11 protein-coding genes are annotated in these 12,761 nt (G+C 44.6%); 2 read left to right on the top strand and 9 right to left on the bottom strand.

Annotated elements, in window-relative coordinates; all coding sequences use genetic code 11:
• Window positions 1–83: 83 nt before the first annotated feature.
• The gene (locus KHM83_RS06010) at window positions 84–1,592 is read left to right on the top strand and encodes an amidase (RefSeq protein WP_213236007.1); all 1,509 of its coding nucleotides are present in this window, start codon (window positions 84–86) and stop codon (window positions 1,590–1,592) included.
• Here KHM83_RS06010 and KHM83_RS06005 read toward each other — a convergent pair.
• The gene (locus KHM83_RS06005) at window positions 1,577–2,287 is read right to left on the bottom strand and encodes a PrpR N-terminal domain-containing protein (protein ID WP_213236006.1); all 711 of its coding nucleotides are present in this window, start codon (window positions 2,285–2,287) and stop codon (window positions 1,577–1,579) included. The two genes, KHM83_RS06010 and KHM83_RS06005, sit on opposite strands and share 16 nt — an antisense overlap.
• A 241-nt stretch (window positions 2,288–2,528) precedes the next feature.
• On the opposite strand from KHM83_RS06005, the gene KHM83_RS06000 reads away from it, so the two are divergent.
• Complete coding sequence (locus KHM83_RS06000; RefSeq protein ID WP_213236005.1) at window positions 2,529–2,726, top strand: hypothetical protein; 198 nt, start codon at window positions 2,529–2,531, stop codon at window positions 2,724–2,726.
• Window positions 2,727–2,873: 147 nt separating this feature from the next.
• Here the strand turns inward: KHM83_RS06000 and KHM83_RS05995 are convergent, their stop codons facing one another.
• The 8 genes from KHM83_RS05995 to KHM83_RS05960 form a co-directional block, all read right to left on the bottom strand.
• A complete protein-coding gene (locus KHM83_RS05995; RefSeq protein WP_213236004.1) occupies window positions 2,874–3,035 on the bottom strand; it encodes a FeoB-associated Cys-rich membrane protein in 162 nt (53 codons plus the stop codon).
• A gap of 8 nt (window positions 3,036–3,043) precedes the next feature.
• Entirely contained in the window at window positions 3,044–5,059 is a 2,016-nt protein-coding gene (feoB, locus tag KHM83_RS05990) for a ferrous iron transport protein B (protein ID WP_213236003.1), read from the bottom strand.
• A 113-nt stretch (window positions 5,060–5,172) separates the two neighbouring features.
• The gene (locus tag KHM83_RS05985) at window positions 5,173–5,442 is read right to left on the bottom strand and encodes a FeoA family protein (protein ID WP_213236002.1); all 270 of its coding nucleotides are present in this window, start codon (window positions 5,440–5,442) and stop codon (window positions 5,173–5,175) included.
• A gap of 400 nt (window positions 5,443–5,842) precedes the next feature.
• A complete protein-coding gene (locus KHM83_RS05980; RefSeq protein ID WP_213236001.1) occupies window positions 5,843–8,332 on the bottom strand; it encodes an ABC transporter permease in 2,490 nt (829 codons plus the stop codon).
• Window positions 8,333–8,344: 12 nt separating this feature from the next.
• Entirely contained in the window at window positions 8,345–9,028 is a 684-nt protein-coding gene (locus KHM83_RS05975; RefSeq protein WP_213236000.1) for an ABC transporter ATP-binding protein, read from the bottom strand.
• A gap of 79 nt (window positions 9,029–9,107) precedes the next feature.
• Window positions 9,108–10,103 carry a HAMP domain-containing sensor histidine kinase gene (locus tag KHM83_RS05970; RefSeq protein ID WP_213235999.1) on the bottom strand — a complete coding sequence of 332 codons (996 nt, stop codon included), beginning with the start codon at window positions 10,101–10,103 and terminating at the stop codon, window positions 9,108–9,110.
• A gap of 173 nt (window positions 10,104–10,276) precedes the next feature.
• A complete protein-coding gene (locus KHM83_RS05965) occupies window positions 10,277–10,951 on the bottom strand; it encodes a response regulator transcription factor (protein WP_213235998.1) in 675 nt (224 codons plus the stop codon).
• A gap of 386 nt (window positions 10,952–11,337) precedes the next feature.
• Entirely contained in the window at window positions 11,338–12,615 is a 1,278-nt protein-coding gene (locus KHM83_RS05960) for a bifunctional folylpolyglutamate synthase/dihydrofolate synthase (protein ID WP_213235997.1), read from the bottom strand.
• Window positions 12,616–12,761: the final 146 nt, after the last annotated feature.

Genomic DNA, 12,761 nt, shown 5'->3' with positions numbered 1-12,761 from the left:
TATACCATGTTGGCCCTTGAAAAGACAGTCATTGCATTGTCGGTATTGATCCTATAAGATAAAAATATGAAAGGAGGTAATCAATGCATTCTTTTGAAGAAGCAACCATTGATCGTATACATAACGCTTACCAAGACGGTCTCTGCACTTGCCGTACATTGATCCAGTGGTATCTTAATCGCATTGACAAATATGACGCCATTATTAACAGCATCATCACCATCAACCCTCAGGCGCTTGCCGAAGCAGATGCCTGTGATGCCAAAATACGTCAAAATGGTATCACAGCGCCTTTAATGGGCATTCCCGTCCTCGTTAAGGATAATATTGAAACCGCCGGTATGCCAACAACTGCCGGCTCTATCGCACTTCAGAATTATCGTCCTGCTGAAGATGCGCCACTGATTCGTGCACTGCGGCGTGCCGGTGCCATTATACTCGGCAAGACCAATCTTCACGAATTCGCAATATGGGGTGAAACCATCAGTTCAATCAAAGGCCAAACATATAATCCCTATGACTTTTCCCGAACACCGGGCGGTTCATCTGGTGGAACAGGCGCCGCGATTGCCTCTAATTTTGCCGTCTTAGGCATTGGCACGGATACTGTAAATTCTGTCCGATCTCCCGCCTCCGCAAATGCGCTGGTAGGCATTCGACCAACGCACGGCCTTATCAATGACGCAGGTATTGTTCCTTATGCACGCTGTCAGGATACAGCCGGTCCCATTTGCAGGACAGTCACAGATGCCGCCGTTACATTGGCAATTATCGCCGGAAACGCCGATGATTTTCGTGGAATGCAGTCGCGTGTTTCCGTCTACCAAAACGCCATCCATCATGCTAGTCTCAGCGGGAAACGCATAGGCATTCTAACACCTTTTTGGGGGACTGCACCCATTCATGATGCCGTCAACGCTCAAATGGCATCTGTCTTAGAACTACTAAAAATAAACGGCGTTACTTGCATTGACGTCACTTCATTGTCGGCAGCATCAACCGTTGATGTGCATTCAAATGAGCTTTCGACGAACAATGAAATCACCATGCCGTTTGACGCTCATTGGCTTGTTGAAAATGTAAGTCTTCATCTCTATGCATTCAAAGATGATCTCAATTCATTTTTAAAGGCACATTGCGATGCCACTACCGTTCAAAGCTTATCGGAAATTATTGAGAAGAAACTATATCATCCCAATATAGAGTCACATCTTAAAGAAGCGCTTCGCTACGACCAGCATTCCGCAGCTTTTGCACGACGAAAAGCAACATCAGAGGCGCTGCGTTTATCGCTCACGGCTCTTTTTGATCGGCTAAAACTGGATGCACTCGTCTATCCCCATCAGCAAAGGCTCGTCTGTAAAGTCGGTGAACGTCAACTGGATCGCAATGGTGTTTTGAGTGCTATTTCCGGATTTCCTGCCGTCACTGTCCCCGCAGGTTTTTCTTCACCTTCTTTAGAAGCACCAATTGGCGTTCCAATCGGCGTTGAATTTTTAGGCAGGCCTTATGATGAAGCTGAACTCATCGCTATCGCCTATGCCTTTGAACAATTGACGCATTACCGTCGTGCGCCTCAAGAAGCGAAATAAATACACTGACAAAAAAGAAACAACCGCAGCCTTAGGGAGTGGGCCGCGGTTATTTCACTTGTGAGGTTTATTACAATACTGGTATTATCAATAACAGCCATATAGCGCTTCATGCGCTCTCGATCGGATTTTATAGCATTTAAAATGCGTATCGCTTCGTCAATGGCATTGGCAATAGCCGTTTCGCCCGATTCGATCATATAGCTTTTACAGCCATACTTCTTAGCAACCGAATTGACAATTGTATCACCAACAAAGACTTCAATCCCTTGCGCCATTAGCTTTTTAATCTGCGAATCAACCGATTCGGTGTCATCAAGGGTTAGCTTAACAATATTTTGCACCGTCAGTAAGTCTTCAATAATATCATATCCCTGAATGACATTTTCATAACCGACGATGGCTATAGGGGCTGAAATATGTCTTATTTCTTTAAAGCTGTTAAATACATCAAAAGCCGTAAGTTTTATTTCGACAACGGGAATATTCACAATTTCAAGAATTTTTGAGTATGTGCCACCCCTTGAAATAATCACTTCCGCGCCTCGTGACACAGCTTTTCGCGCCTCGTGAACACCTTGCATCAAATCGCCGCCAACGACTTCAACGTCTTGATAGGGTACAGTTTCGATTAACTTTTTCGCCATTGCATTTAACCCGTCAAACGGAGAAATCAATACAATATCATTCATCATTTCCATATATCCTTTCGTAGACTTACCTTCTCTCATTTTACTGTAAGCGCTTTTGAGATGCAATGAACATTCTGACACATGTCTGTTTGCTATACATGAAAAGGGGTATATAGTCATCAGATATCCAAGTAAATGATAACGTTTTTCATTTAAATTTTGCATATACTTGTTTTTCTACTTGTATACAAGTCGATCATTTAAATGTTATTCCTTAAAACGATAAAAGAAAGGAGACTTTGACATGTCAACTCACAAATGTCCAGAATGCGGCGAAGCCATGATAACCAGAGTCGTTCCGATCAATTACTGTGTCAATACAGCAGAATTTCCGGATGCACCTTGTCCAGGAGAAGATCCAACAAACCATACGGAAATCGAAGGCGCTGAAACGGAAATGGTCGAACGGTGGTATTGTCCGCAGTGTGCGATTTATGATTAAACATAATATTGATAACGACATTCATATTAAAGCATTAAGAAGGCCGTATGCTAACGATTTCTTCGTTGCATACGGCCTTTTACATTTTTGCATACACATTTTTGTATACAATGTGTGTCCAATACATTGAGGTTCGCCAGGACACCCTTAAAGTTTAAAATTGACAACCTGGTCGTCACAGCTGCACTGGCTTTTGCCGCTGTGCGGACAGCCAATGCATTTTACACCGCTTCGCTTAGCTTTGACAATATAGACAATTGCCGAACCAAACAATAAAACCAGAATACCAAAGACAATTATATTTGCCATTTTATCTCCTAGGCCAAATGAGCCTCCGGTTTTGGCACCGCCATGCGATCACCGCGGCGCATCATTGCAATGACAGCCACGATCATGACACCGACAACAATGATGCCAGGTATAAAACCGGTTCCAACAGAACCTGTTGTCAACAAGGTTCCTACTTGATAAACAATAAATGCAGTCACATAACCCGTTCCTAATTGAAAGGCAATGCCGCCAAAGAGCCACTTTTTATTTTCCATTTCGGCATTCATTGCACCAATTGCTGCAAAACAAGGCGGTGTAAACAGATTAAAGACAAGATACGCTAATGCAGCTGCCGATGTCAATCCCATGATTTCAGCAACACTGCTGCTGCCGCTGACGAGTTCCAGTGCATCGGTATCAATAAAGTTTGTAATCCCGTAGACGACTGCAAGTGTTCCAACGACATTCTCTTTTGCAATAAAGCCGGTTATAGCAGCTGCTGCAAGCTGCCATGCACCAAATCCAAGCGGAATCAAAAGTACCGCAAACGGTGAAGCAATTGATGCTAAAATACTGGTGCTTTCCATGCCTTCTTCAACAACTTGGAATTGCCAGTTGAACGTCTGCATAACCTGCACAAGCGCGTTACAGAGTAAAATAATCGTTCCTGCTTTAATAATAAACGCTTTTCCGCGATCCAGCATTGACAGTGTTGCACGTTTTATACTCGGAAAACGATATTCCGGTAATTCCATGATAAAATAAGTCCGTTTGTTCTTCTCACCTGTAATTCTCACGACGATCATTGCACCGAAAATAATAAGTGCAATACCCATAAAGTACATGGTTGTCCCCACCCATGCCGCATCACTGAAAAAAGCACCTGAGAACAATGCGATTACCGGCAGTTTTGCGCCGCATGGCATAAATGGCGTGAGCATCGCCGTCGTTCGACGCTGTCTTTCATTTTTAATGGTACGCGTCGCCATAATACCGGGAATCGCACATCCTGTTCCAATCACCATTGGGATGATCGATTTACCTGATAGGCCAACGCGTTTTAAAAAGCGATCCATGACCACGGCAACACGTGCCATATAGCCACAGTCTTCAAGCAATGCCAGCATAAAGAACAGCACCATAATCAGCGGCAAGAAACCGACGACTGCGCCAACACCACCGATGACGCCATCGAGCAGCAGCGATGATAAGAGTGGTGAAACACTGTCTCCCATCGCGCCTTCAACAACACCGTAAAAAGCATCTATCCAACCAACAAATGTATCTGCTAGGAATGGTCCTAAATGGGTTTGAGAAACTGAAAAGACCAGCCACATGACTGCGCCAAATATCGGAATGCCCAGCCACCGATGCGCAACGATTCGATCCACTTTGTCCTGCATTGTTTCACGTCTGTTTTCGACCTGTCTCTTTTCAACACTCCTAACAACTTCTTTAACAAAATCATAACGCGCGCGATCCTGCGTTTCTGCAATCTTCGCATCATATTGAGCTGCTTTCAGTGCTTCATCCGGCACTTGAAAAGGCGTTGCTTGCTTTTGGCCGCCTTTGGCCATTGCTTCTTTAATAAGCGCGTCCAGCCCATTTTCCTGTGTCTTGGTTGCAATCGTCTTGACAAATGTACACTTCATGCGATTAGTCAATCCTTTGATATCCAATACCGTCTGATCACGCGTCAGCAAATCCGTTTTATTTAATGCGACGACAACGGGAATGCCCAAGTCCAATAACTGCGTTGTAAAAAAGAGCGATCGGCTCAGATTGGTTGCATCGACAATATTGATAATGACATCAGGATGTTCATCCACGACAAAAGCACGTGTAATACTTTCTTCTGATGTAAAAGGCGACATTGAATACGCACCCGGCAAATCGACAATTTCAATCGCTTCTTTCGTCGGATTGTACTTCGATTTTAGTGTGCCAAATTTCTTCTCAATGGTCACCCCCGCCCAGTTGCCTACTTTCTCTTGGCTCCCAGTCAACGCATTGAAAAGCGTCGTTTTCCCACTGTTCGGATTTCCCGCCAATGCAATTTTCATAATTTCCTCCTAGTTCCATTTCAAGTGTTCTCATAGAATGATTTAAAAAATAAGCGATTTGATGATTTCGATAATCATTCTCATTAATAATTTAAAAAAATAATCCTGCCGACTTAATCAATACCGATTGCACTTGCCAGTTCTCGATCGATGCTGTAGCGTGCATCTTTCACTGAAATCACATATAAATCAGATAAAACAGATACCAGCGTTACACGCTCGCCTTCAAAACAGCCAAGTGTGAACAAAAAATGCTTCATTTCGCTATCTGTCGTCTCAATTGAATTGATTGTATAGGTTTCGCCAATAGCTGCGCTCTCCAATGATGTCGGTCTTTCTGACCTCGTTTTAAGTCCAAATGCATTTGCAAACAATCCTACCATTGTCGCCTCCCATTCGATATTGAACATGCCGTATTATGCACTAATTGATAATAATTACACAAAAATATTATCACGAATGATAATCATTGTCAATTGATTATAGCAATCAATTCTATTATTGTCTACATTATTGACAAGTTTTATCTATAATCAATGCCGCAGCATCTGTGATCAGAGACTCTATTTAACAACCGCAACTTTCGTACCTCCGATAACTGCGAAACGGGGAGTGTTTGCCGCGCTTTCTAACCGCCGCATATTTTAGCCCATCCGGTACGCGGTCGCCTGAGACTCCTAGCATTTTGAATGTGCATAGAAAATCCCTCCAAACCCGCAAGTCTGGAGGAATGTGAATATTGCCTTTTACCTAATGTGCGGAATACTTCCATAAAAAATTTATTCACTCAGCTTTGTGGAGTCTTTCAACAAGGCTATCGTGATGAAGAAAAAGATAAGCTAGCCAAGGTGTGACAATGCACATGATCAGTACTACCGTAACTGCAACAAGCATCTGTATAATCGGAAAGGTGAAAACGGCGTAATCCGCCTGCTGTCGAAACAGTGTAAAAATCCCGTAGGTCAAAGCGCTTCCCAGCGTTCCAATCGACAGCATCGAAATAACGCCGTATCCCACTCCCTCTGCGATCAGCATTTGTCGTATCTGCCGCTTCGTCATACCAACGCTCTCCAGCATGGCAAGCTCCCGCTTACGGGCCATGACACCCGTCACCATAACGTTGGTAAAATTCAGAACGCCTATGAAAGCAAGAACCAGTGCAATCCCACCACCCAGAATGTACAACATCAGCTTGACGTCCATCATCGCTTCCTGCTGTTCCAGCTTAGACGTTCTTGAAATCTCATTGTCGCCATCCATAAGCGTTTTAATTTCTTCGAGCGCCTGTTCTTCCTGTCCGTCCTCCACGTCAATATTGACTTTGTAGATCTTTGGAACGGACACAAGCGCCTGGAGCGCGGCTTCGGATACGTAAATGTTCGGCGCCATGCCGCCTCCGGCATATTGAAATCCAAACGGTGCAAAGCCGCCAAGCGCAAATTGCTTGCTGGTCCCTGCGGAAGAAATAAAAATATCCATTTCCGTCACATCTGTATAAAGCTCCGGATCATTCGTTCCGATCAGGGCGATATCGCCATCCTCGAAGGCATCGACATCAATCGTCATGTCGCTGGTCTGGTTAAATGCTTCTATATAGGAGCTATCCAGCCCAATGAGATAGCCCCAGAAATTATCCTGAATTTGCTGATCCGTTAGTTCTTCCTCAACATTGAATTTTTTACAGAACCAGTTTATATGCTTGGATAATTTCGCAGAGTCATAGGTCATACACATCTTTTCTATACTGGTGGTATGAAAGTTGGTGATCCCGCTTATATTCTTCAGCTTAGCAAGAAGTGGCGCATCAAATTTTTGCTTTTCAGCTTTTCCGTAAGCCGTTGCGATGGATTCCAGCGTATTGTTCTTCAGAATAAAGTCGTTTTGAACATAAGATGCAATATAATGATCCGTGTTCATGCTAGAAACCAGAGTGGTCACCACCATAAACGTCGTAATCCCCAAGAAGAGGGACAGGAGAACGATTGCCGTGCGCTTGCGATCCCGAAAAATATTACGCCATGCCATCCATAAAGGACTTCCGCCGCTCGTCCCGTGTTGCCGTATCCTGCGGCTATGTGCGCCCGTGTAGCGCAGAGCCTCCACAGGAGAGATTTTTGCAGCAGTCCGAGCGGACTTGGCCGCTCCCAACACCGTCGTGATCAGTGCAAAAAGGGCGGCGCCTATAAAAATAGCAGGATGAAAGGAAACAATAACGCCCGTTTCGAGATTGGCCATGTTGAGCGCCATGGGGACAGCGGCAAAAGACATGGCTGCCCCCACAGCAAGTCCAGCAGGGATTCCGATCGCTGCCAGTAAAAGTGCCTGCCCAATGACCATTTTTCGCAGCTGCCGCGGAGCTGTACCAACTATTTTTAGAAGGCCATAGAAACGGATGTCCTTTGATACGGAAATATAAAAAACATTATAGATCAGCAGATAGCCGGTCAGCATCAGGAATAAAATCACAGCCGTAAAGGCAAGTGCTGTTATGAAGCCACTCTTGCCGGAGGCGTCATACATCGGAACAGTCCTCACCTGCTGATCTTCTGTAATGACCAAATCCTGCTTTAACCGCTCGTTGTATCGATCAATATTTTTACTGTCGTTATAAGTAACAGAAGCGGCTCCGTCCTTTTCGACAGTATTTCCGCTTTGCTCTGCGAATGTTTCTGAAACCAAAATGGAACCAATGTTCCCTGTGCGAATATGGGAATAATCCGTGCAATATCCGGACAGCACAAAGGTCTTTGTTTGAGAAACGCCTCTTTCATCGCCAAGGTAAAACGCCAGTGGCATTTCCATGCCGATCTGCGGATTGTCAATTCCCATGTTCTGAAGAATCCACAGCGGAACCATGATTTCATTTTCCTGCTCCGGATAGTTTCCCATGACGTTAGCATAAGCTGGCTTACGAAACGTTTCCCACTCCGTCTGATCGTACCAGTGCAGAGAGATTGTCATATCTTTCATGTCGGATGTTATTTTCAACGCACCGACATTGTGCTGAAGACCGACGGATTGAACATAAGACAGATTTTGCAACTTTTCCACCTGTTCCGTCGTGGCATGGGTTACCGCGACCTGTGCCGTCGTGCCCATTAAGCGCACCTGCTGCGCCTGAACAGATTCTAGATAACTCATGCCGACACTGAACACGGAGGAAAGCAACAGGGTTGTCAGTACAATGGCCGCTATGATCGTTCTATTTCGTGGGCGGTTAGCCACCAGCGTGCGCCGAGTCAGTTTTTTTACAATGTTGTTTTTCTGCTTCATCAAGTTCATCTCCTACGCGACAATTCTGCCGTCCTCGATATGGATGCTCCGGTCTGCAAGCCGAGCAATCTCCTGATTGTGGGTAATCATCACAATTGTCTGATTGAATTTTTCGCTGGTGGATTTCAGAAGTGCCATAACGTCGCGGCTGGTTCCGCTGTCCAGATTTCCGGTGGGTTCATCCGCGAGAATGACGGCTGGTTTAGCCGAAAGCGCTCTAGCAATGGCAACACGCTGCTGCTGACCGCCGGATAAGTTGTTTGGAAGATTTTGAAGTTTTTTGGTGAGGCCAAGCATTTGTATAACCTCGTCTATAAACGCCCGGTCCGGTGTCTTACCATCCAATTCAACAGGAAGCGTAATATTTTCATAGACATTGAGTACGGGCACCAAATTATAATTCTGGAAGATGAAGCCGACGTTTCTGCGCCGGAATACAGCGAGCGCCTCGTCATTCATCTTTGACAGTTCTTTACCACCAACTTCAACGCTGCCGGCAGTTGGAGCGTCGAGGCCACCAAGCATATGCAGCAGCGTCGTTTTCCCGCTGCCGGATGTTCCCACAACCGACACAAATTCACCCTTAGAGACAGTTAAATCAATCCCGTCCAGAGCTTTTACAAGGTTTGGCTCAGCCCCATAGTATTTCATTAATCCGTTTGCCCGGAGGACAATCTCACTTTCTTTAGATAACATAAAAACACCCTCCTTATTTTTGATAACAAGGAGAGTGTAAAACGCAAACTTCTATTTTCTTTCAACTTTATCTCAATTTTCATTTAGCCATAAAACTTGCCGCCACCGTAGCGCCGCGGCTTTGTGTGTTTCCAATGATTATTATTCCTCCATGTTTTTCACACAGTATCTTACTGATATACAGACCAAGTCCAAAATGAAGTTCAGCGCCACCGGACTTTCGCTGATAATAGGGTTTCAGCGCCATTTGCAAATCTTCCTCCGAAAAGCCCTGCCCATCATCAGCAATGTCAATGAGAAGCATTCTATCCGCACTCTTTATGTCAACGCTGACGGTACTTTTTGCGTACCGGATGGCATTGGAAATTAAATTTTCATAAACTCGCATGATAAGGGCTGTATCCAGCATCATGTGGCTCCCTTTAGTTTCATCTGCAAAGCTCAGGATCAGCTCAGTATTCTGAGAAAGAAGCTCTGCTGTGCTTTTAAACTGGCGGACAAGAGTATGGATTTCCACATTCTGCGGATTGAATGTGATATCCTCCAGCTTTTGAATTTCACTCATCTGACATGTGTATTTTTCCAATCTGTCAATGTGCCCGGACATGGTAGAAATCGTGGACAACAGTTTTTCTTTGGAAACCTTTCCCTGAGGCAGATAGTTTTTTAAAAAGTCAGTATATCCACGCAGTACTGTAAGCGGCGTTCGCAAATCGTGGGAAAAGGTGGCGTTAAGCCGCTTACGCTCCTCCATGGCGCGCCACATCGTACGGTTATTTTCGTCCAGTGCGCCACGCATGGTTTCAAAAGAGGCGCAAAGCTGGCCCATTTCATCATTACTGTCATAGAAAAGGTGAAAATCCAAGTCGGCCGCCGCTATTTTATCAGAGGCTTCATTCAGCAGTTCAATGGGCTTCTTCAGCTTATTACGATAGAAAAGCAAAGCCGCCAAGACAATGCAAACGCCAAAGAACACAGGGATTGAACCGATCTGAATAGCATTGCAAATCTTGACGATGGTCTGATCTTTTGGCGTGTACTCAGGTGGAGATGCAAATATCACAACATTGCGCATACTGTTCTGCAACAGATATTGATTATCCGTGTCCACATACGTAGAATTGATTTGATTCCGTACACTGTCTGCCAAATTGATGCTGATGGAACTGAGTGCCGTTGCCAGCAGTAAGAATAGCAGCATGTATAGCATAAAGGACTTTTTAAGCGACAGATTCTGAAACGCTCTTTTTAACCTACCCATTTATAACCTATTCCCCAAACCGTTTCAATATATTTTTTATTGCTAACCGCCGATAGCTTTACGCGGATTCTTCGGATATGCTCTGCAACTACGCCACTGTCGCCTTCACAGTCCCACCCCCACACGCGTTCGTAAATGCGTTCCTTATCAAAGACCTGACCGCTGTTTATAGAAAGTAATTCGGTAATATCAAATTCCTTTTTGGCGAACTGAATCCGCTCATTCTCAAAATACACGGATCTCGCATTGTAATCAATCACCAAATCGCCTGTAAATTTCTTTCTAGAAGCTTCATGCTGCCTTCTTTCACGGCGAAGGTGCGCCGATACCCGCGCCCCAAGCTCTTCGATGGAAAACGGCTTCACAATATAATCGTCGCCACCAACCCCAAAACCGGTGATTTTATCGGCATCCTCTACTCTGGCAGTCAAGAACAGAATTGGGCAGGAAACAAAACGCCGTATTTTCGTGCAGATTTGCAGCCCATCTATATCAGGCAAATTAATATCCAGCAATATCAAATCGGGAAGTTTTTCGACTTGCTTCAACGCTTCCAAGCCGTTAAAAGCTGTTAGGACTTCATAACCGTTTATTTCAAAATAATCTCTAAGCAAGCCAACAATATCCGCCTCATCGTCGACAACTAATATCTTAAAGGGCATCCGTCACACCTCCATTCCCTCATTCTATCGCTTAATTTTCTATTTTTTATCAACGCTTTTAAGTTTATTATATAGGTAATTTCAAAACACATCAAAAGTTAAATAGCGAGGGAACCTTATAAGTACCCCCGCTATTCGTCATCCGCAGATTAATTCCGTAATAATCATTTCTTCGGCTTGCAATTTGTCGTTTCGTCGGTTTCAAGTAAATGCAGTATTGTTTTTCGTTCAGTAACAGGTTGTTATACAGAATGACCGACTATTTTCTCGTACTTGATGCACTTGAAATACATCTCTTACAACATACAACTTAGCCGATCACATTCTGATAAGCACCTTGCCACGGTTATACATATCAATCAGCGCTTCGTGTGCCGTCATGTCAATTACCTTCCGAAATAAGCACGAATATGCCCGATATAATAAAATGAACCAAAGGCACAGATAACAGTTTCATTATCAGCATCTGTCATAGCGCGTTCCAGCGCTTCAACAGGCGACTTGCAAACAACGGCATTGCCGCCGGCAGACCGAATGCAGTCGGCAAGTTCTTCTGCATGCAGCGCTCGATCGCTATAAGTCGTTATACAGTAAAAAGTTGTCGCCACGCCCAGAACACGCTGTACAAGTTCTTCATATGCTTTATCTGCCATAACACCCATAATAAAAAAGACGCGGCGCTTCGGAAAATATTGTTCTATATTTGCTGCCAAAAGTGCCGCACCTTCGGGGTTGTGAGCTGCATCTACAATAACGGTTGGTTCAGTGTGCACACATTCAAAACGTGCAGGCCATTTGGTTCTCATCAATCCGTCGCGCATTGCGGCATCAGAAATACTGTATCCCTTTTGCCGCAGAGCCTCTGTCACTTCAATCGCCGTCGCCGCATTCTTTATTTGATGGTTCCCGAGCATGGTAATGTTGAGGGCTTGATAGGCTTTATAGTTGAAAGATTGAGCCGTGAGGGTATGCCCTAAAGGCTTCAGACTCTGTAAATCTACAGTATGTTTTACCACCTGTTGTTCACGGCATTTAGCATCAATAACAGCCGCCGCCTCGTCCTGCTGCGGATAGACGACAACAGCAGATCCCATTTTAATAATCCCCGCCTTTTCCCTTGCTATTTCACCAAGCGTATTCCCCAATTGTGCCATATGATCAAAATCGATGGTCATGATCACAGCGACTTCCGGTGCGTCAATAACATTCGTTGCATCAAGCGTGCCGCCAAGCCCTACCTCAAGGACGACAAAATCACAGCCGCAGGCCTGATAGTGAAGCATTGCAATGGCCAGCGTTATTTCAAAAAAATTCGGTTCATACGGTTCATTTTCAAATGCCGATCCGATTGCCTGCTTAATTATTTCAACATAGCCGATCAGCGCATCATCGCCAATTTCTTCCCCATTGACGCTGATTCTTTCGTGGTAGCGCATTAACCCCGGTGATGTATACATGCCGACACAGTAATCCGCTTCTTGTAATATATGACTGATAAACGCCACTGTTGATCCCTTGCCGTTCGTACCGGCGACATGTATAAATTTCAACGCTCTATGAGGATTACCAAGCGCTTCTAAAAGGCGCTCAATGCGCATCAGCCCCCTTGGCATCTGTGTATAGTTCCATTGGTTAATATAAGCCATTGCCGCTTCAAGTGTCATGTGTCTACCTCGTATTCATTATCCGTTACAATGTTTTTGACAAGTCATTCTGTTAGCCACAGTCAGTTGCCAATCATGCTTTAAACATTATAACAGACGTCTTCACGAAACACCAACAAGATTTATATTGGCATTGACAGGTTATC

It is taken from the genome of Fusibacter paucivorans, assembly GCF_018390735.1.
GTDB lineage: Bacteria > Bacillota > Clostridia > Peptostreptococcales > Acidaminobacteraceae > Fusibacter > Fusibacter paucivorans.
Note: the sequence above shows the minus strand (reverse complement) of the source record. Positions and strands in the feature narration are given on the sequence as shown.